Annotated in this window: 11 protein-coding genes; 5 read left to right on the top strand and 6 right to left on the bottom strand. The window is 65.9% G+C overall.

Annotation, left to right across the window (positions count from 1 at the left end):
- Positions 1-179 precede the first annotated feature (179 nt).
- Genes ACG0Z6_RS02610 through malQ form a run of 4 tightly spaced genes read left to right on the top strand, consistent with a single transcriptional unit; the run spans position 180 to position 8,224 of the window.
- The gene (locus ACG0Z6_RS02610) at positions 180-2,645 is read left to right on the top strand and encodes a glycogen/starch/alpha-glucan phosphorylase (protein WP_394458505.1); all 2,466 of its coding nucleotides are present in this window, start codon (positions 180-182) and stop codon (positions 2,643-2,645) included.
- Positions 2,645-4,504: a 1,4-alpha-glucan branching protein GlgB gene (gene glgB, locus ACG0Z6_RS02615; protein WP_394458506.1), complete on the top strand. Its 1,860-nt coding sequence runs from the start codon at positions 2,645-2,647 to the stop codon at positions 4,502-4,504. Before ACG0Z6_RS02610 ends, glgB begins: the two co-directional genes overlap by 1 nt.
- Positions 4,501-6,675 (top strand): glycogen debranching protein GlgX, encoded by a 2,175-nt coding sequence (glgX, locus tag ACG0Z6_RS02620; RefSeq protein ID WP_394458507.1) that lies wholly within the window; start codon positions 4,501-4,503, stop codon positions 6,673-6,675. Before glgB ends, glgX begins: the two co-directional genes overlap by 4 nt.
- 28 nt (positions 6,676-6,703) lie before the next feature.
- On the top strand, positions 6,704-8,224 hold the full coding sequence (malQ, locus tag ACG0Z6_RS02625; protein ID WP_394458508.1) for a 4-alpha-glucanotransferase: 1,521 nt from the start codon (positions 6,704-6,706) through the stop codon (positions 8,222-8,224).
- Positions 8,225-8,236: 12 nt separating this feature from the next.
- On the opposite strand, the gene ACG0Z6_RS02630 is transcribed toward malQ, so the two are convergent.
- Entirely contained in the window at positions 8,237-10,138 is a 1,902-nt protein-coding gene (locus ACG0Z6_RS02630) for a glycoside hydrolase family 13 protein (RefSeq protein WP_394458509.1), read from the bottom strand.
- 265 nt (positions 10,139-10,403) lie between these two features.
- Here ACG0Z6_RS02630 and ACG0Z6_RS02635 point away from each other — a divergent pair, with 265 nt between their 5' ends.
- Positions 10,404-13,178, top strand: coding sequence for an alpha-1,6-glucosidase domain-containing protein (locus ACG0Z6_RS02635; RefSeq protein ID WP_394458510.1), 2,775 nt, complete (start codon positions 10,404-10,406; stop codon positions 13,176-13,178).
- A gap of 83 nt (positions 13,179-13,261) precedes the next feature.
- On the opposite strand, the gene ACG0Z6_RS02640 is transcribed toward ACG0Z6_RS02635, so the two are convergent.
- The 5 genes from ACG0Z6_RS02640 to ACG0Z6_RS02660 all read right to left on the bottom strand — a co-directional run bounded on the left by ACG0Z6_RS02640 (position 13,262) and on the right by ACG0Z6_RS02660 (position 20,821).
- Positions 13,262-14,104, bottom strand: a complete 843-nt coding sequence (locus ACG0Z6_RS02640) for an OmpA family protein (RefSeq protein ID WP_394458511.1) — start codon at positions 14,102-14,104, stop codon at positions 13,262-13,264.
- Positions 14,105-14,118: 14 nt separating this feature from the next.
- Positions 14,119-15,111 carry a type VI secretion system-associated protein TagF gene (tagF, locus tag ACG0Z6_RS02645; RefSeq protein ID WP_394458512.1) on the bottom strand — a complete coding sequence of 331 codons (993 nt, stop codon included), beginning with the start codon at positions 15,109-15,111 and terminating at the stop codon, positions 14,119-14,121.
- A complete protein-coding gene (tssM, locus tag ACG0Z6_RS02650) occupies positions 15,111-19,046 on the bottom strand; it encodes a type VI secretion system membrane subunit TssM (RefSeq protein ID WP_394458513.1) in 3,936 nt (1,311 codons plus the stop codon). The genes tagF and tssM overlap by 1 nt, the downstream gene beginning before the upstream one ends.
- Positions 19,043-20,485, bottom strand: a complete 1,443-nt coding sequence (locus tag ACG0Z6_RS02655; protein ID WP_394458514.1) for a hypothetical protein — start codon at positions 20,483-20,485, stop codon at positions 19,043-19,045. The genes tssM and ACG0Z6_RS02655 overlap by 4 nt, the downstream gene beginning before the upstream one ends.
- Before the next feature lie 69 nt (positions 20,486-20,554).
- Positions 20,555-20,821: a PAAR domain-containing protein gene (locus ACG0Z6_RS02660; RefSeq protein WP_394458515.1), complete on the bottom strand. Its 267-nt coding sequence runs from the start codon at positions 20,819-20,821 to the stop codon at positions 20,555-20,557.
- Positions 20,822-20,840: the final 19 nt, after the last annotated feature.

Here is a 20,840-nt window from a genome sequence, read left to right on the forward strand (position 1 = left end):
TGTAGAGAATATACAGCCCAAGATGGCGTGAAACAACGTTGGGTTCTGCATGGATTTCCCGAGGCATTCTCTTGTAATCAAAGGCTTATGACCCATTCCGGGATTACCATATGTAGTGAAACTACACGAAATTTGCGCCGTGGGTGATACTGAAACCCTTGCTGGCCTGTCTGCCTAACATGATCAAGACCCAAGCCGAGATGACCCAGGTCCCAGGGGGGGAGCATGCCTTTGCCCAGGCGCTGCAGCGCGAGCTGGCCCGTGCCGCCTCGCCCGTCCAGCCCAGCCGCGACACCCTGCTGCGTGCGGCAGCGGCGGTCTGCCGCGACACGCTGGCGCAGCGCTGGGGCCAGACCCAGCAGGCCGACGCGCAGCGCGGCCCCGACGCCGCCGTGCGCCGCGTGCACTACCTCTCCATGGAGTTTTTGATGGGCCGCGCGCTGTCCAATGCGCTGGCGGCGCTGGGCTTGACCCCGACGCTGCGTGAGGCGTTGGCGCGGCAAGACATGGATCTGTCGGATGTGCTGGAGCGTGAGTCTGATGCCGCGCTGGGCAATGGGGGTCTGGGACGCTTGGCGGCTTGCTTCTTGGATTCCTTTGCCGAGCTGGGCCTGCCCGCCTTTGGCTATGGCCTGCGCTACCAGTACGGTATGTTCGCCCAGGGCATACAGGAGGGGCGCCAGGTGGAGTCACCCGACGACTGGCTGCGCGGCGGCAACCCCTGGGAGATCCACCGCCCCGACATCGGCTACGCCGTGGGCTTTGGCGGGCGCGTGCGGGTGGAGGCCGATGGCACGCGGCGCTGGCGGCCTGCTGAGGTGGTGCAGGCACAGGCCTATGACTTCATCGTGCCCGCGCACCACAGCGAGCGCGTGGCCACCTTGCGCCAATGGCATGCGGTGGCGCAAGCCCCCATCGACTTCAAAGCTTTTTGCGAGGGCGACTACGCCGCCGCAGCGCGCCACCGCGTGGCTGCCGACGCGCTCAACTGGGTGCTCTACCCCGACGACAGCACCGAGGCCGGGCGCGAGCTGCGGCTCAAGCAGGAGGCGTTTTTGGTCAGCGCCTCGCTGCAGGACTTGATCCAGCGCCACCTGCGCGAGTTCGGTGAGCTGCACAGCCTGGGCCGCTGCAACGCCATCCACCTCAACGACACCCACCCCGCCCTGGCACCGGCCGAGCTCATGCGCTTGCTGCTGGACGACCATGGCCTGCCCTGGGAGGAGGCTTGGCGCATCACGCGCCAGGCGGTGTCCTACACCAACCACACCCTCATGCCTGAGGCGCTGGAGACCTGGCCGGTGCGCCTGTTCGAGGCCTTGCTGCCGCGCCATCTGGACATCATTTACGAGATCAATCACCACTTCCTGGCCGAGCTGCGCCAGCGCCACCCTGGCGACGAGGATTTGGTGCGCCGGGTGTCGCTGATCGACGAGGGCGGCCCCTACGGTGGCGAGCGCCGGGTGCGCATGGCGGCGCTGGCCATCGTGGCCTCGCACCGTGTCAACGGCGTGGCCGCGCTGCACTCCGAGCTGATGGTGCAAACCATTTTTGCCGACTACGCGCGGCTCTTCCCCGAGCGCTTTCACAACGTCACCAACGGTGTGACGCCGCGGCGCTGGCTGCAGCAGGCCAACCCCGCGCTGTCGGGCTTGATTGACGCGCGCATTGGCCGTGGCTGGCGCCAGGATCTGACCCAGCTGGCGGGCCTCAAAGCCCTGGCCGAGGACGCAGCGCTGGGCCGCGAGGTGCAGGCTGTCAAGCGCGCCAACAAAGAGGCATTGGCCGCGCTGGTGCGCCGCGAGCTGGGCCTGGCGGTGAGCCCGGACAGCCTGTTTGATGTGCAGATCAAGCGCATTCACGAGTACAAGCGCCAGCTGCTCAACCTCCTGCATGTGATCGCGCGCTATCAGGCCATGGTGGCCGACCCCGCGGCGCACTGGGTGCCGCGCACCGTCATCCTGGCGGGCAAGGCCGCCAGCGCCTACCAGATGGCCAAGAGCATCATCCAGCTGGCCCACGATGTGGCCCGGGTGGTCAACAGCGATGCGCGCGTGGCCGACCGGCTCAAGCTCGTCTTCCTGCCCAATTACGGCGTCAGCCTGGCCGAGCGCATCATCCCAGCGGCCGACCTCAGCCAGCAAATCTCCACCGCTGGCACCGAGGCTTCGGGCACGGGCAATATGAAGTTTGCGCTCAACGGTGCGCTGACCCTGGGCACCTGGGATGGCGCCAATATTGAAATGGCTCAGGCCTTTGGCGAAGCGAACATGTTCACCTTCGGCCTGCGCAGCCAGGACGTGGCGCAGATCAAATCCCTGGGCTACGACCCGCGCCTGTATGTGCAGCAAAACCTGCAGCTGCAGCGCGTGATTGAGGCCATTGCACAGGGCGAGTTCAGCGCGGGCGACAGTGGCCGCTACCGCCCCTTGGTGGACCAGCTGCTGAGCCGCGACCCCTATCTGCTCATGGCCGACTTTGCCGACTACCTCAGCGCGCAGCAGCGCGTGGATGCGCTCTATCAGCAGCCCCAGGACTGGGCGCGTCAGGTGCTGCTCAATATTGCGGGCATGGGCGGCTTCTCCAGCGATCGCACCATTGCGCAATACGTCGAGCGCGTTTGGTCGGTGCAGAGCTTGCGCTGATGTCCGCTGAACTCATCGCCGCAGAGGACCTCGCCTTGCTGGCGCGCGGCCAGCACCCGCGCCCCTGGTTGCACCTGGGCGCACATGTGCAAGCAGGGCAGGGCGTGCGCTTTGCCGTGTGGGCCCCGGCGGCGCGGCGCGTCAGCGTGGTGGGTGACTTCAACGCCTGGGACGGCCGCCGCCATGTGCTGCAGCGCCTGGGCGACAGCGGCATTTGGTGCGGTCTGGTGGCGCAGGCGCAGCTGGGCCAGTTCTACAAGTACGAGCTCGAAGGCCCCGAGGGCCAGCTGCTGCCGCTCAAGGCCGACCCCTATGCCCGTGCTGCGCAGCTGCGCCCGGACAACGCCAGCGTGGTGAGCGCCGCACCGCCGCAGCCGCGCGCGCTCAGTGCACAACGCCAGGGCGCCAACCGGCGTGACGCGCCCATGAGCATTTACGAGGTGCACGCTCCGAGCTGGCGCCGCCCCGATGGGCGCTGCCCCAACTGGGACGAGTTGGCCGCGCAGCTGCCCGCCTACGCTGCTGATTTGGGCTTCACGCATGTCGAGCTGCTGCCCATTACCGAATACCCTTTCGATGGCTCTTGGGGCTATCAGGCCCTGGGTCCATACGCGCCCAGTGCGCGCTTTGGCCCGCCCGAGGGCTTTGCGCGCTTTGTGGCGGCCTGCCATGCCCAGGGCCTGGGCGTGTTGCTGGACTGGGTGCCCGCGCACTTTCCCGCCGACGCTCATGGCTTGGCACGATTTGACGGCACGCCGCTGTACGAGTACGCCGACCCGCGCGAGGGCTATCACCCGGACTGGAACACCCTCATCCCTGACTTTGCCAAACCCGGCGTGCGGCAGTTTCTGGCAGGCAGTGCGCTGTATTGGGCCGAGTGCTGGGGTGTGGACGGGCTGCGCGTGGATGCCGTGGCCTCCATGCTCTACCGCGACTACTCGCGCCAGCCCGGGCAGTGGCTGCCCAACGCCCAGGGTGGACGCGAGAACCTGGAGGCCATCGCGCTGTTGCAGCACCTCAACACCGTATTGGGGGCGCAGGCGCCGGGGGTGGTGACCCTGGCGGAGGAGTCCACCGCCTTTGCCGGTGTGAGCGCGCCAGTCCATGCCGGGGGCCTGGGCTTTCACTACAAATGGAATATGGGCTGGATGAACGACACCCTGGCCTATTTCCGCGAGGACCCCATACACCGCCGCTGGCATCACGACAAACTCACCTTCGGCTTGGTCTACGCCTTCAGCGAAAACTTTGTGCTGCCGCTCTCGCACGACGAGGTGGTGCACGGCAAGGGCTCTTTGCTGGCCAAAATGCCTGGCGACGCGTGGCAACAGTTCGCCAACTTGCGCGCCTACCTGGGCTTGATGTGGGGACACCCGGGCAAAAAGCTGCTCTTCATGGGTCAGGAATTCGGCCAGCCCACCGAGTGGAACTTCGAGGCCGAGCTGCCCTGGCTGCTGCTGGAGCAGCCGCGCCATGCGGGCCTGCAGCGCTTGGTGCGCGATCTCAACCAGCTCTACCGCCGCGAGCCCGCGCTGCACCGCCTGGACTGCGAGGCCGCGGGCTTTGCCTGGCTGCAGGCCGAAGACCGTGAGCAATCGGTGCTGGCCTGGGCGCGGTTTGACGGCCAGGGCGGCGTGATGGTGGTGGTGTGCAACCTCACACCCGTGCCGCGCCCTGGCTACGGCCTGCGCATGCCTTGCGTTGCGCCTGCTTGGCGCGTGCACATCAACACCGACGCGGCAGACTACGGTGGCAGCGATGCGGGTACGCCAATCGGCGCACTGCAGGTGGCGGCCGATGCGCAACTCAGCCTGGACTTGCCTCCGTTGGCCACGCTGTTTCTGAGTCCCTCGCCATGACTGTGGGCGGCCTACCCTTGTCGATATCGCTCTGGCCGGAGCAGCTCAGGGCTGGGCGGCCTTATCCACTGGGGGCCCAGGTCGGGCCACAGCAAGGGCAGGAGGGCGTGAACTTTGCGGTCTTCTCCGAGCACGCCGAGGCGCTGGAACTCTGCCTCTTTGCACCTGACGGGGTTCAGGAGCTGCGACGCTACGCGCTGCATGGGCCGCATGACGGCGTTTTTCATGGTTTTTTGCCCGGCGTAGGCGCCGGTCTGCTCTACGGGCTGCGGGCCTATGGTCCTTATGACCCCAAGCGAGGCCACCGCTTCAACCCGCACAAGCTGCTGCTGGACCCCTACGCGCGGGAGATCGTCGGCCACTTCGATGGGGCCGACCAGCACCACGGCTATGTGGTGGACCACCCCGAGGGCACGCACAGCTTTGATGTGCGCGACAACGCCGTGCAGGCGCTCAAAGCGTGCGTGCCCGCACCGCTGGTGGGGCCCTCACCGCGCCACAGCGCCCCGCGCATCGCCCCGGCTGACATGGTGCTCTACGAGTTGCATGTCAAAGGCTTTTCCATGCAGCACCCGGGCATCCCGCCCGCGCTGCAAGGCAGCTATGCAGGCCTGGCCCACCCCGCAGCCATCGCGCATTTCAAGGCCCTGGGCGTCACCACCCTTTCGCTGCTGCCGGTGCATTACGCGCTGGACGAGCCGCACCTGCGCCGCAAAGGTCTGCGCAACTACTGGGGCTACAACACCCTGGGCTATTTCGCGCCCGACCCGCGCTGGGCTCAAGCCGCGCACCGCCGCGACCCCAGCGCTGTGGCCGCGGAGTTCCGCGCCATGGTGGCGGCGCTGCACGAGGCGGGCCTGGAGGTGGTGCTGGACGTGGTCTACAACCACAGCGCCGAGGGCAACGAATGGGGCCCCACGCTGTGCTGGCGTGGGCTCGACAACGCCAGCTACTACCGCCTGCAGGCCGACGACAAAAGCCGCAGCGAGAACCTCACGGGCTGTGGCAACACACTGAATGTGGCCCACCCGCGCGTCACCCAGCTCGTGCTGGATTCGCTGCGCTTTTGGGTGCAGGAAATGGGCGTGGACGGGTTTCGCTTTGACCTCGCCCCTGTGCTGGGGCGTGTGGCCAGCGGAGGCTTCGACCCTCAGGCCGCCTTCTTCACCGCATTGCGCCAAGACCCACTGCTGGCGCAGGTCCACCTCATCGCCGAGCCCTGGGACGCGGCGGGCTTTGACGCCTACCAAACTGGCCGCTTCCCAGGCCGCTTCATGGAGTGGAACGACAAGTTCCGCGACGCTGTGCGCGCCTACTGGCTGGGGCCTCACTGCGGCGGGCCAGTGGCAGGGCGTGGGGAGTTTGCGCGCCGCCTGTGCGCGTCCAGCGACCTGTTTCAGCACAGCCAGCGCCTGCCTTGGGCCTCGATCAACTATCTGAGCGCACATGACGGCTTCACGCTGCAAGACGTGGTGAGCTACAGCCGCAAGCACAACCACGCCAATGGCGAGGACAACCGCGACGGCCGCGATGGCGAGCTGAGCGCCAACTTCGGCGTGGAAGGCCCCAGCCTCGACCCCACCATTGCAGCCACACGCGAGCGCGTGCGCCGTGCCATGCTTGCCAGCTTGCTGCTGGCGCAGGGCACGCCCATGCTGCTGGCGGGCGATGACATCGCCAACAGCCAAGGCGGTAACAACAATGCCTACTGCCAAGACAATCCCACCGGTTGGCTGGACTGGGCGCAAGCCCAAACCGACTTGACGGCTTTTGTGGCCGAGCTGCTGCGCCTGCGTCGTCAGCACCCGCTGCTGCGTCACACGCATTGGCATGGGGCTGCTGCACCGGTGGCGGGTGAGGCTTGCCTCAGCTGGCACACCCCCGAGGGGGCTGCTATGCAGCTGCAAGACTGGCATGCGCCAGACAGCCGTGCTTTTGCTTGTGTGGTTCACCCCGCCACGGCGCATGAAGCGGTGCTGGCTCTGGTGTTCAATCCGGAGCAGCACGACTTGCCCATCACCCTGCCGGAGGGCACCTGGCGCCTGTTGCTGGACAGCAGCGGCATGCTGCGGCCCCAGGCCCTACCGCACCCCAGCCTGTGTGCACCTGCACACAGCCTTTTGTTGTTGTGTGCCGCGCCAGAATCAGGTGCCGCCGGAGGCTTGGCGTGAGCCTCCAGTTTTGCCGTGAGAACCCGAGATGGACATGAACCTGCGCATGGCCGGTGTGCTGCTGCACCCGACCTCCTTGCCTGGCCCCCATGGGTCAGGCGACTTCGGCCCCGCCGCCTACCGCTTTGTGGATTGGCTGCACAGCGCAGGTCAGCGCCTGTGGCAGATGCTGCCCACCACGCCCATAGGCCCGGGCAACAGCCCGTACCAAGGGGTGTCCGCCTTTGCGGGCAACCCCTGGCTGGTGGCCTTGGAGCCCTTGGTGGAGCAGGGCTGGCTGGTTCTGCCCAGCGTGCCCGAGTTCCCGAGCCTGGCCGTGGACTACGCGCAAATCTGCCCCTGGCGCGAGCAGCAGCTGCGCGCTGCTGAGGCCGGGTTCAGAGCCCGCGCCACGCCCATGCAGCGCCAGGCCTTTGAAGACTGGTGCCAGGCTCAGCAGCACTGGCTGGAGGACTACGCCCTGTTCATGGCCCTGCATGCGCTGCGCCAGGGTCAGCCTTGGTGGGCCTGGGAGCCTGCGCTGGCGCGACGCGAGCCTGCCGCATTGGCGCGGGCTCGCAGCGAGGCGGCTGCGGAGCTGGGCTTCTGGCAGTTTGTGCAATGGCAGTTTGACGAGCAGGCGCGCCAGCTCAAGGCCTATGCCAATGCACGCGACGTGCGCCTCATGGGTGACTTGCCCATCTTCGTGGCCCACGACAGTGCCGACTGCTGGGCGCGGCCCGATCTATACCTTTTGGATGCCGATTTCCAGCCCACCGTGGTGGCCGGTGTGCCGCCCGATGCCATGTCTGCCCAGGGGCAGCGCTGGGGCAACCCGCTCTACCGCTGGGAGCGCATGGCCCATGAGAACTTCGCCTGGTGGACGGCACGCGTCAAGCGCTCGCTGGCGCTGGCCGATGTGTTTCGCATCGACCATTTCCGTGGCTTTGCGGGCTACTACGAAATTCCCGCCAGCAGCCCCGATGCACGCCTCGGGCACTGGCGACCGGGGCCTGGGCAGGCTTTGTTTGATGCCATCAAACGTGAGCTGGGCCCCCTGCCCATCGTGGCCGAGGACTTGGGCTTCATCACCGAGGATGTTCATGCGCTGCGCCAAGCCTGCGGTTTCCCGGGGATGAGGATTTTGCAGTTTGGCTTTGGCGGTGATGGCACGCACGAGTTCTTGCCCCACAACTGGCCCTGCACCAGCGTGGCCTACACCGGCACGCATGACAACGACACCGTGCGCGGTTGGTGGCAGGCCGCCAGCCCGCGCGAGCGTGCTTTTGCGGGCTCCTACCTGGCCTGTGGCGAGCACGATGTGCACTGGGCCATGATCCGCGCCTGCTGCAACTCGGTGGCCCACATGGCCTTGTTCCCGTTGCAGGACGTGTTGGGCCTGGATGGTGCACACCGCATGAATGTGCCGGGCGAGCCCGATGGCAATTGGCGCTGGCGTTTCAGCTGGGACATGCTGGGCCTGCACCAAGGTGGGGAACCCGCGCGTGTGCTGGGTCTGATCACCGCGGCCAGCGGCCGTGCCCCCCTGGCACTGCTGCGCCTGCCCTGAGGGTTTGCGCCCTCAGCGTGCCGCCAGCTGCAGCAGTGTGGTGGAGCGCGCTGCCAATGTGAGCGTGCGCCCCAGTTCGCGTGCGGCACCGCCCTGCAGCACGTCATGGGCGCGGTCGCCCGGGCCCAGCACGTCGGCAAAGCGGCGCAGGTCCAGGGCCACGTCCTGGTTTTGTTTGTTCAGCACCAACATCACGCGCTCGCCCTGGCGGGCCTCAGCGCTGCCGGGCGCGCCCCAGTGACGCAGCAGCACGTAGACACCTTGCAGCGGCGCGTAATGCGTGAGTCGGCCCTCGTGCACCAGGCGAGTTTGGCGGCGCCAGTTCAGCAGCTGCCGCAGCAGGGCTTGGGCGGTGCGCTGGCGTGGGCTCAGTCCACGGCCGCGCAAGCCGTCAACCCTGTCGCCTGCAAAGCCGCCGGGGAAGTCGGCCCGCACCTGGCCGTCGTCGCGCTGCCCCGGGCTGGTCAGCAACAGTTCGCTGCCGTAGAGGAACTGCGGGATGCGGTTGACCACACACAGATAGCCCCAGGCCATGCGCAGCAGGTCCAGGTCCTCGTTGAGTTGGCTGTAGAGGCGCGGCGTGTCGTGGTTGCCCTCAAAGGCCATGAGCCGGTTCGCATCCGCGTAAAGGAAGTCCTGGGCCAAGGCTTCGTACAGCTTGTAAATGCCGCCTTCGCCCTGATCGGCCTCTTTGAGCCCGGCAATCAGCGCGTAGTGCAGCGGGAAATCCAACATGCTCGGCGTGGAGGAGACATAGCCGTCATGGTTGCGTTTGCCGCGCTGCCAGTAGGCCACGATGGCGGGGTGGCCGCTCCACTCCTCACCCACGATGTTCAGCCGTGGGTACTCGCGCATCAGGCGTGCGGACCAGCGGCTGAGGAAGTCGCGGTCGGAGTAGGAATAGGTGTCGGTGCGCAGGCCCGACAGGCCCGCGTATTCGATCCACCATAGGCTCATCTGTATCAGGTAAGTTGCCAGCTGGGGTTGGCGCTGGTTGAGGTCGGGCATGTTTGGCGTGAACCAGCCTTGGCTGAAGCGGCGTTGGTCGCTGGGCGCGGCATGCGGGTCTTGCCAGGTGACGCGGGCGTGGTGGGTTTCGGTGTAGCTTGGCCACTGATTGAGCCACTCGGGTGTGGGTAGATCGGCCATCCACCAGTGGTGGTCGCCGATGTGGTTGAGCACGATGTCCTGAATCAAGCCCAGCCCCTGTTGGCGCGCCTGCACGGCCAGTGCGCGGTACTCCTCATTGCTGCCCAGACGCGGGTCGACGCGGTAAAAGTCCGTGGCCGCGTAGCCGTGGTAGCTGTAGCTGGGGTTGTCGTTTTCCACCACGGGCGTGGGCCAGATCTGAGTGAAGCCCATGTCGGCGATATAGCCCAAGTGCTCGCGCAGGCCCGCCAGATTGCCGCCGTGGCGTGCGCCGGGTTGGCTGCGCTGCACGCGCGACTCGCGCATGGCGGGCGGCGCCACCGCCGGTTCGGCCCGGGCAAAGCGGTCGGGCACCAGCAGGTAAACGGCGTCGCGCGTGTCAAAGCCCTGGCGCTGGGCCGAGCCAGGCTCGCGCGCTTGCAGCTCATAGCTCAAGTTCAGCAGCGGTGTGTCATGGCCGGGGTGATGCAGCTGGATGTCGATGCGGCCAGGGCGGCAGTCCGCCGCCAGCTCCAGGTCTACAAAGAGGTAGTTGGGGCTGCTCAGGCGCTGCTGCCCGAGCAACCGCACACCCGGGGCGCTCATGCGGACGTGTAGCGCGGCCAAGCCCGGGCCATGCAACATCAGCTGCAGCTGCGGCTCGGCCATGCCCACCCACCAGCTGGGGGGCTCCACCCTTTGCAAGGCCGGCTGTGGCGGCGCCTCCGCGCTCGCATGCGCTGGCGCGAGGGCACCCAAGGCGGCGCTGGCGGCGGTGGTCTTCAACAGGGTTCTCCTTGTCAGCATGGCGGGCTCAGTCGGTGAAGGGGTGCTTGGGGCGCTGAAGGGGCAGTTTGTAGGGCTTGATGCTGTAGTTTGCTTACTGCATCAAGCCGGGTTGCGCGAATGCTGGCCTTTATTGTGTCGCTACTGTTCAGTTCTTGGTAAATCAGCCCTCACGCCCTGGCGTGCGGTGGGGAAGTGTGGATGTGTAGTATTGCTACCATCTCCTTCCCGTTTGCCGATCGCCGCCGCAGCGGCTCCACACACCATGTTTCGCACCCTCTGCGCTGGTCTGCTCGGCCTGTTGGCGCTGCTGCCTGCGCGGGACGCAGGCGCGGCGGGTCTGAGCGCCCAAGCTTTGCGACAAGCCTGCGATGCGCCCGGTTTTGATCAAGTCCTGCAGGCCCAGCGTTTGCCAGCCCATGGCGCGGCCGCACAAGCCCTGTCGGTGCGTGAGCTGGTGTGGGCGGGCTTGGGGACGGCACCGGGGGAGACACTGCAGGGTCTGCGCTTTGTGCTCTACCACTCGCCCACAGGGCAGCTGCAGCTGGACACTCATGGCCGCGTGCAGGGCCACGCGCAAACACTGCCCCTGCAAGACGGTGGCCCCTTTGCCGCCCAGGGGCATCAAGCCTGGATAGGGGCAGGGCGGCGCTTGCGCCTGTCGGCAGGGGTACCGCTGGCGCACCTTCAAGCCCTGCTGCGCGGCCAGCTGCTGTTGGTGGCGCAAGACAGTGCGGCGCGTGTGCGTCACTACACCGGCGTGCAGCCCGGTGCCTGGCTCGATGCGCTCTACGCCAGCGCTGAGGCAGCGCCGCCCTTGGGCGTGAACCCCGAGCCGCACGGGGGCTTCAGCTTCCGGCTCTGGGCCCCCACGGCCAGAGCTGTCTACCTCTGCCACCACGCCAGTGCTGAGGGCCCGCTGCAAACCCTGCTGCCACTGCAGCGCCAGACCCGCAGCGGGCTGTGGCAAGGGCAGGGGGCCGCGGCCTGGCGCGGGGGCTACTACCGCTACCTGGTGGAGGTGCAAGTGCCTGGTACGGGGCGCGTGCTCAACCGCGTCACCGACCCCTATTCGGTCAGCCTCAACGCCGATTCGCGCCGCAGCTATATCGCCGACTTGGCCGACCCTGCGCTCAAGCCCCCGGGCTGGGACGCCCTGCGTCCGCCCGCGCGCGTGCAACGCAACACCGAGATGGTGGTCTACGAGCTGCACGTGCGCGATTTCTCGCGCGACGACCCCTCTGTGCCCGCAGCCCGGCGCGGCCGCTACGAGGCGTTTGCCGAGCCCGATTCGCTGGGCATGCAGCACCTGAGCCGTTTGAGCCAGGCCGGCCTGACGGATGTGCACCTGCTGCCCGTGTTTGACTATTCCAGCGTGCCCGAGCGCGGCTGTACCGCAGGCCCGGTCGAGCCACCGGCCACGCCCGACAGCCTGGCCCCGCAGGCCCAGGTCATGGCGCAAGCCGGACGCGACTGCTTCAACTGGGGCTACGACCCCTTGCACTTCAACGCGCCGGAAGGCAGCTACGCCAGCGACGCGAATGAGGGCGGGCGCCGCATCCTGGAATTCCGCCGCATGGTGCAGGGCCTGGCGGGCATGGGCCTGCGTACCGGCATGGACCTGGTGTTCAACCACATGGCGGCCTCGGGCCAGCAGGCAGCTTCGGTGCTGGACCGCATCGTGCCGGGCTACTACCACCGCTACGACGCCCAGGGCCGCATCGAGCGTTCCACCTGCTGCGACAACACCGCCACCGAGCGCCGCATGATGGGCCGCTTGCTGCTGGACTCCGTGCTGCAGTGGGCGCGCCATTACCGCATCGCTTCCTTCCGCTTTGATCTCATGGCACATCAGCCGCGCGCGCTCATGCAGCGCTTGCAAACGCGGCTGCAGGCCGAATTGGGCTACTTCGTGCCCCTCATCGGCGAAGGCTGGAACTTTGGCGAAGTGGCCGACGGTGCGCGCTTTGTGCAGGCCTCACAGCTGTCGCTTTACGGCAGTGGTATTGCCACCTTTAGCGACCGGGCGCGCGACGCCCTGCGCGGCGGCAGCGCGGCCGACAGCGGCGCGGACATGGTGCGCCGCCAAGGCTGGCTCAACGGTCAGTTCTATGCCCCCAACGCCTTGGGCAGCGCGGCCCAGCGCGAGGACCTGCTGCGCAGCGCCGACTGGCTGCGCGTGGGCCTGGCTGGCAGCCTGCGCGACTATCGTCTGCATACATGGGACGGACAAGAGCGGCGCCTGGCCGACATCGACTACGCTGGACAAAGCGCGGGCTACACAGCCGCACCGGGCGAGGTGGTGAACTACGCCGACAACCACGACAACCAAACCCTGTTCGACATCAACGCGTTGCGCCTACCGCAAGACACCACGCGCGAAGACCGCGCCCGCGTGCAAGTGCTGGGCATGGCGCTGACCGCCTTTAGCCAGGGTGTGGCCTACTTCCACGCGGGCATTGAAACCCTGCGCTCCAAATCACTGGACCGCAACAGCTACGACTCTGGCGACTGGTTCAACCGCCTGGACTGGACGCTGCAAAACAACCACTTCGGCAGCGGACTGCCGCCCCAGCCCGACAACGCTGCGCACTACCCCTGGATGGCCCCGGTGCTGGCCAATCCGCGCATCAAGCCGCAGAGCGAGCACATGCGCTGGAGCGCTGCCGCCTTCGCTGACCTGCTGCGCCTGCGCACCAGCACGCGGCTGTTCGCGCTGGACAGTGCCGCCGAAGTCCGGCAACGCCTGCGCTTTCACAATACAGGCCCACAGCAGCAAGCCACCCTGCTGGTGGGCGAACTCGACGGCCAGCGCCTGCCCGGCGCCAACTTCAGCCGCGTGATCTACGCCGTCAACGCCGACGTTCATGCCCACACCCTGCACCTGCCCCACACCGCAGGCCAAGCCTGGCATCTGCACCCGCTGCACCTGCAGCCTGGCGCCGCCGACCCCCGCCCCCGCGAGCAAGCCCACTTCAACCCCACCACCGGCCACTTCGTCTTTCCTCCGCGCACGGCGCTGGTGTTTGTGGTGGATTGAGGGGGTATTGCCTGGGTTGTGCCCTGAGCACACAGGCACAACAGACGGGATGGCCCCCGTTTGGTGTCATCTTGAATTGAGGTCTACTGAACCACGCGGAACTCAATGCGCCGGTTGCGCGCACGGCCCTCAGGCGTGTCGTTGCTTGCCACGGGGCGGTCAGGCCCAACGCCGGAGGTGTTGAGCAGGCCCTCCGCCAAACCTTTGCCCACCAGATAGTCCTTCACTGCGTCTGCTCTGGCCAAAGACAGGGACACATTGGTGGCGCGTGCACCGATGGCGTCGGTGTGGCCCAGGATTTCAAATTTGCGGCCGGGTAGCTGTGCCAACACGGGCAGCAATTGGTCAAGCACGGCCTGACCGGTGGCGGTCAGCACGGCGCGCCCGGCTTCGAACTCGATGACACGGTTGGCCAGCGCCGCATCCACCTTGTCCTGCCCCGGGCCGGCCACGCGCAGGTTGTTGCGCAGGGCATAGGTGGGGTTGTTGAGCTGCGTGCTCAAGGTGTTGACGACCAGCTGGCGTTGCCCCTCATCCGCGACCTCGCCTTTGATCTGCACGATATTGCCCTGAATGGCGATTTGCCCGCGGTTCACGCGCTTGAGCTCGGGCGTGAGGATGCGCTGCACATGTTCGGACCACGCCGGTGGTGCGGCCAGGGGGGCAACGCCGAGCTGGTCGACCACGCGGTCAACGCCGTAGAGTTCCCGCAGCCGCACCAGGATGTGTTGGCGCGAGGCTTCGTCGGGCACCGTGCCCGCCACCACCACCATGCCGGGCTGTGCGGTGGTGTTGGGGCGAGCTGGCGCGTTGTTGCTGGGCGCAGGCGCGCTTGTTTGCGCGGCGGCCAGGCCACTCAGGGTCAGGCCCAGAGCCAAGGCGGCCCAAAGGTGCGGGCCTTGGCGCGGAAGGAGGCGTACGTGCATGGGCGTGCTCACGGTCAATGTCCTAGAAAGACTTCTTTGAAGGTCAGCATCATTTGCTGCAGCGAGAGCTGATCTTGGTCCAGATAGCTGGCGAGCTTGTGCAGGGCGTAGTCGTTCCCGAGGTGCTCGTCCACCCAGTCGGCGTCTCGCACGTCGATCAAGACTTCGGGCGCGAAGGCCGGATCGAGCACGGCTTGGAGAATGCGCGCAGACGCGCCGTCGAAGCCGACGATGAGCTCGGCGGGTTCCGCCTGGGACTGCGGCATGAACAGCGCCAACTCAAAGTCAGCGCGTTGCAAAAAGCTGCTGACCATGGTCATCCACAGCGAGGCCACCGCGGTGCGTGTGAGCGGGTCCTGGGGCAGGGGCAAACGAAGTCCTCGGTCCAGACTGCGCTGCCCGCTGCTGGGCAAGGGCTGCAGCAAAAGACCCAAGGCCAGCACGGTGCGCTTGAGGCTCAGAACATGGCCGTCCCGCTGCAGTTGCTGCTGAAGCTCACCGACTGTGGTGGCTTGCAGCAGCTCATTCAAGCGCTGCATGTGCGGCTCCAGCGCAAGGTCGACCTCTACCTCAGCCTGGTTGTATTGCAAGAGCAATGGCGCGGCGTCGGGGTCCAGCTGAGCGCGTTGGGCGTAGTGGCTGAAGCCCTGCCACAAGGGGCTCAGCACGAGCGGGGCGTAAGCCAGCGCAGCACTGGGTTGCGAGGATTCGACGCGGCTGCCCACGATGAACGGGAAGCGCCGTCCCGATGCATCATGACTGGCCAGCAAGTGGCCTGCCCAGCCATAGCTGTTGCGCGGCCCCAGGAAGGCAAAGTGCATTGGATGGGACTGGTCGTACACCTCTTTCCAGCGCGGGTCGCGAGCCATGGCCTCGATACCGCCGGACAGCCAGCGGTCCAGGATGTTCAACAGCCCTTGCCCGCGACTGCTGCGCACGAAGTCGCCGCGCGAGGGTAGCTTGCCGAAGTACAGCAGCGGCTCGGTGTGAAGCATGGTGGAGGCCATCACGGATTCACTCCTGCAGCAGGCACCGCCACCGCGGACGTGCTGACAGCGCCGCCTGTGGGTGCGCCAGAGTTCGCAGGTTGCAACAAGGGTTCGTCACCACCGGCAACGACGGTGGGCAGGCGTACGCCTTTGAGGCGCACCATGCCCGCCACAGGGCCGCCCCCCGCGGCGGCCGTTTGCGTGCCGCGGCCCTGGCTGTTTTGCGGCGCCGTTTCGCCTGGGGAGCGCAGCACTTTCAGCTGCAGGGTGACCTTGTGGATGTCTTTGCTCCAACTCATCTCAAAAGCGCCGTCCGGGAGCTTGCGTCGTTGGGCCAGTTCGAACAGGCGGTTCAAGCCGTAGCTGCCCGGTTCGTTCACCAGCTCCACCGTTTGGCCTTCGTTGGTGATGGCGCTTAGTCGGGCACCAGCCACGCCGCTGGGGTTGGGCCACACCATCTGCATCCACTCGGGCGCCGTATTGCGGTAGCGCAGCGTTTGCCCATCGACCACGAGTGCGTATTCCCGCAGGCCCGGTGAGCCCATTGGCAGCACTTGGAACACCACTTGGTCGGCGCTGGCCGCTGCCGCACCCGCAGCTGCCTGACCAGCGCCAGCTGCCCCGGCAGCGCCCGCAGCCCCCGCAGAGGCAGAGCCGTCCAAGGGGCCCACCCAATGGCCCAAGCTGGCTTTGAACTCGGGCCGCAGGCGCACGCCAAGCTCCGCCCATTGGCGTGACTCAACCACGTCGCCGCGACGCACGACCAGCGGGCCCAGCGCCTCGGCAGAGAACTTGGCCACCGCCCCGTCGGGACCAAAGATTTTGGCGATTTCGGCCGGGCCGGCCTCTACGCGTGAGGCTGCATCAAAGGGGTATTTGGCCGCCAGCGTGCGCGAAAAGGGTTCATGCACTTGAGCCGTCCAGATGCGATTGACCTCGCTCTCCGCCAGGGGCACGGTCACGGCCATGGCTTGGATCAGCGGCCTCACCAGCAAGGGGCGCAGCGCTGCTTTGGCGGTGTCAGTCATGCCGTTGAGCAAACGCTCGTCCACCAATCGCAAGGTCAACGCCAGCTCAGAGTCGCCGCCTTCCAGCGTTTGAATCACCAACAGGCGAGCCCCCGGCCCAGTGTCGCCCTGCGCTTTGATTTGGTTGAAGCGGGTGCGCAGCTTGGACAGTGAGACCAGGTACTCGTTGATGGGCGCGGTGGTGCCTTCTCGCGACATCATGATGCGGGCCAGCGGTGCGAATTCGCGCCCAATCGGCCCCAAGGGAATCGCAGCCTGTGGCCCGCCGAGCTGCAGGTTGATGTCCACACGCGATGGCGCTTGGCGCAAGATGGTGCGCTTGAACCACTCCACCACGCCTTTTTGCGTTGTCGCTAGGCGCTCGTTCAGCAGCGAGGGGTTGTCCCAGGACGTTTGATCCAGCAGTGTTTGCAAGACCTTCAAGACTGGCGATTGCTGCGGGTCGCCCAAGCGGTTCACCCGCTCCACAGCCTGCTCGAAGGAGGCGAACTCGGTCACCGTCACACCCTGCATGAAGCGCTGCCACTCGCGCACGTACTCCTGCTTGTAGAGCTCGGTGAGCTGCTTGCGGATTTGCTCGGGGCTGCCTTCCAGCGTCAGGTCATCGCGTGCGCTGGTTTTGAGCACCCAGTCCACGCTTTGCAGCTCCTTGTTCGCCGCATCTTTGAAGGCTTGGTTGATGTAGCCATCCCAGGCCTCGCGGGTGAAGGTGCCGGGCACAGCGTAGCTGCCCGCCACGGTGTGCTGGTCGGTCTCGGTCATCAAACCAGCCACCGTGATGGGCGGAAAGCGCGTGGCTGCTCGGGCTTTGACATCGGCATACACGCGCTCCACACCGCGCATGCCCTTGACCACTTCGCGCAGGTGTTCGCGTGTGGAATCCACCAGCGCGAGCTGGTTGCTCATCACCGGGAAGGCAGGGTCTTGCAAGTTGCTGCTGACAAAGCTGATGATGGACTCGGCGCTGCGAATCATGCGCTCGCGCGGCATGGTGCCTCGGTTGTCATCGAGCCAGCCGCGCCAGAAGCGAGTGATTTGGTCGGTGAGGTGGCTGGGCTCCAGACGCTCTTTGTCAGCCAGCATCAGATAGGTTTTGAGCGCGTTGTAGGCGTCAGCAGAGTCCTCCGGCGAGGCGTCGATGAAGCGTGCCCCAGCGGCACGGGTTTCGCTGCGTGCAGCGGGCGTTGCACCCGACTCCGGTAGTGTGACCAGGGGCTTGAGCCTTTGCGGGTTGGCGTTGACCTCCGCCAGATAGATTTCAATGGCCTGCATCACCGGCTGCAGCATGACCTGGCGCACGCCAGCGAAGTATTCCTCACGCAGCTTGGTCTCAATCGCATCCCCTTGATAGAGGCCCAGGCCCAGCTCCAACGGCGGGTCCTTGCGGTAGCGCTTGAGTTGGGTGATGCGCTCTTGCAAGATTTCCAGCGCTTGCAGTCTGGAGGCCAAATCCTGCTGCTCGGATTGCAGCTTGCTGACCATCTCCAAATCAGCTTGGACATTGGCCATGAGCTGGCGGTTGCCCAGGTAAGTCCAGCTCCATGCCCCCAGCGTCAAGGCCAGCACCAGCACCCCCGAACACAAAGTGCCAACGCGCCAACGCAGCTTTTCGCGGCTGGCGTATTGGCGCACCAGGTTGCGGTCGGCAAAGATGACCTTGGCAAACAAATCCTTCAGGAAAAAACCGTGTTCACGGGCGTGTTCGGGTCCTGCGCCGGCTTCGTTTGCGCCTTGCAGCTGCAGTGCAAACTGCCGTGCCACCTGGGTGCTGGCGCGGCTGTCTGGCAGGCCCTGTTGAATGGCGCTGGTGAAGTAGAAGCCCCGAAACACGGGCCGGAATTGATAGGGGTTCTCTTCAAACAGGGTTGCCACAAAGGCGCGCAAGACTGGTTTGAGCGCCGCAAACTCCAAGGGGAAAGACAACACCCCGGGGGCAAGTGCCTGGCCTCGAGCCAGGGACATGCGGGCCAGGGACAGTTCTCTCAGCCCGTCGCACAGCTCGTTGAAGTGTTTGTCAAACTGCGCAACGGCGTTGTGCCGCTCCTTGTGTTCATAGGGCAGGGAGGCGCCCCAGATGCGGTCGCATTCGTTGCGATCGCTGTCGGCAAAAAACTCCGTGAAACCGCTGATCAAGTCGGCCTTGGTGAACACCAGATACACAGGTGCGAAGACTTCCAGTCGTTCAGTCAGCTCCTGCACCCGTTGGCGCAAATTTTTGGCCAGTGCAATGGCCTGCTCCGGACGCCCCTGCGCCAGCTCGGCCGCACTGACGGCCATCACGATGCCGTTGATGGGCGCTTTGCTGCGGTAGCGCTTGAGCAAGTCCAGAAAGCCCAGCCACTCCCCCCGGTCCTCCTCATGCACGGAGTAGCGCCCGGCGGTATCGAGCAGGATGCCCTCGCTGGTAAAGAACCAGTCGCAATTGCGTGTGCCACCAATGCCCTGCAGGATGTTGCCGCTGTCGCTGCCGTCGCCGCTGAAAGGAAAGGTCAAACCAGACCGCACCACGGCCGTGCTTTTGCCCGCAGCTGGGTTGCCGATGATCATGTACCAAGGCAGCTCATACAGCGCTGCCGAACCGCTGAGTTGACCCAGCTTGGAGCTTTTGATTGTCTTGATGGAGGCCTGCAGCTTTTCGCGCAGAGCCGCAACGTCGGCGCGTTTGTGTTGAGCGGTGGTTTGCTCGGCCACACGGGCTTGCTCGTCAATGGCTTCTTCCAGGGCCTGTGCGGCCTGGCGTGCGCGCCAGTGATTGATCGCCCAGACCACAGCCCAAACCAGCAGGAAGACAGCAAAAGCAGCCGCTGCCCAAATCAGCGCCACTTTCAAAGCATCGGCACCTAGGAATAGAAATGCTGCCAGCGAGGCCAAGCCCAAAACGGTCAGCACCCGGGTGTCAAAAAGTATGGTCCAAAAGCGGTTCATGCTGCGTTGGGAGATTCAGAAGGGGTGGAAGCCGTCACGGCTTGAGGGGAGGGTTCGGCCAGGGCGGCCAGGCGCCATAGCGGGTCAGACACGCTGAGTGCCATGCAGGGTTTGGTGCTTTGCCGGGCCAGTTCTGCGGCACTGGCCAGCACCAACAAGGGGGCGACTGCGCCCACATGCCCCAGCAGCGGCCCCAACATACGTTGGTCTTGGGCGGCATCAAGATCCGGAAACTTTTCGTGCATGGCCGCGAACATCTCCGCGCCTCTGGGGCTGTGATGGTCCGCGTCGTTGACCACGCAGCTGGCGCTCGGCGCCTCAGTCCGGCTGAGCATGGCCTGTTCAAGCACAGCGGTGCTCCACTTCGCGCCAATGCGCCCGGGCGCATCCACGGATTTGTCGCGTTGTTGCAGCGCGGCGGCGTAAAGCCAGGGGGTGTCTTCTGCGCCCGCGGCAGGCTGACTCAGCAGCGCTTCGTCCAGCACCATGGCGCATGCTGCTTCCCCAGGGATTAGCCCCTTGGGGCGACGGGCGTTGAAGAGTTGCCCGACGTCATCGAGGGCTTGAATGCGCTGCTCACACACATCGCTGTGCGTGGCCAAGACCAAGAGCGCATCGCCCAGGCGCTCGTGACGCAAAGCGTCAGCCAGGCGCTCCACCTGCGACCACAGCGGTAGCGCTGCTGCGCTGGGCTGCATGAGCCACAGCGACGGCGGCAGGCCCACATTCGATCCCCATTTGTGCAGGCGACTCTGCAGCCAGGTCTGCGCCACTTGCAATTCGGCGGCATTCCAAAACTGCGGCCATGCCGCCAGTACGCGGACGTGCAATCGAGGGGCGGCTTGGCTGACCGGCGCTTGCGCCTCATGCCAAGCGCCCAGCGCCTCTGCGGCCTGTTGCAGCGGCGCTTCCAGCAGGCTCAGGGCGCGCAAGAGTGCTGCGCTGGGTTCGGGGTGTTCGCTTTTGTCAGTGTTCAGGGCTTCGAGTTCTTGCGTGAGGGCATCGGTGGAGAGCTCGGGCACGCAGCTCACCATGACAGGCAGGCCCTCCGCGTCGTACAAGGTGTCACTCAGGTCTGCGCAAGCATCATTCTTTTCGGCTGCATCAAGCATGGCCCCCACCGTGTCTCCAGCTGGTGTGGTCACGTACGCACCCAGCACGCGCATCGCTTTGGGCGGGCGTGCAAGCGTTGGTGCAGCCGCCGGAGTCTCGGCCGGGTTGGCTGCTGGTTCCGGTGCGGTCAAACGCTTTTCGACCCCTTGCCACGCCCAGCGCGCAGCCAAGAGCAAGGCGAACAGGGTCAGTGGCAATGCGCCCAGATAGATGAGGATGTCCTCAACCGACATGTCGCGATGGGTGCCTTGCCAATGCCAAAGCACAGCCACCCAGACAACGCATGTCACGGCCACCAGCAAACCTAGCCCACGCAACCAACCCATGGAGTTCTCTCTGTCAAATACCACGCACAGGCGCCGCGCTGCAGGGCGGGGCGCTGGTCCCGGCTGGGGTCAGTCGAGGGTGAGGGCTTGGCCGGCAATCAAGATGGCCCCACAGGCTGTCTTGTCGCCGTGTCGTGCAGCAGGCTTGCCATCAATCAGGCAGGTGGGGTCGCCTGAGACGATGACAGTAACGCCACCATGACCCTTCACAGGGCAGCTCACTTTGTCCCCCACGCGTGCAATGCGTTTTCCGTTGGTGTCGGTGGTGGGTGATCCTTCGATCACCGTGCCGCCGTGGTTTGTTTTGTCGCCCATCACGATGAAGGGTCGGCCCATGATTTACTCCCTTTGCTGA

Source organism: Roseateles rivi, assembly GCF_043555845.1.
Classification (GTDB): Bacteria; Pseudomonadota; Gammaproteobacteria; order Burkholderiales; family Burkholderiaceae_C; genus Roseateles; species Roseateles rivi.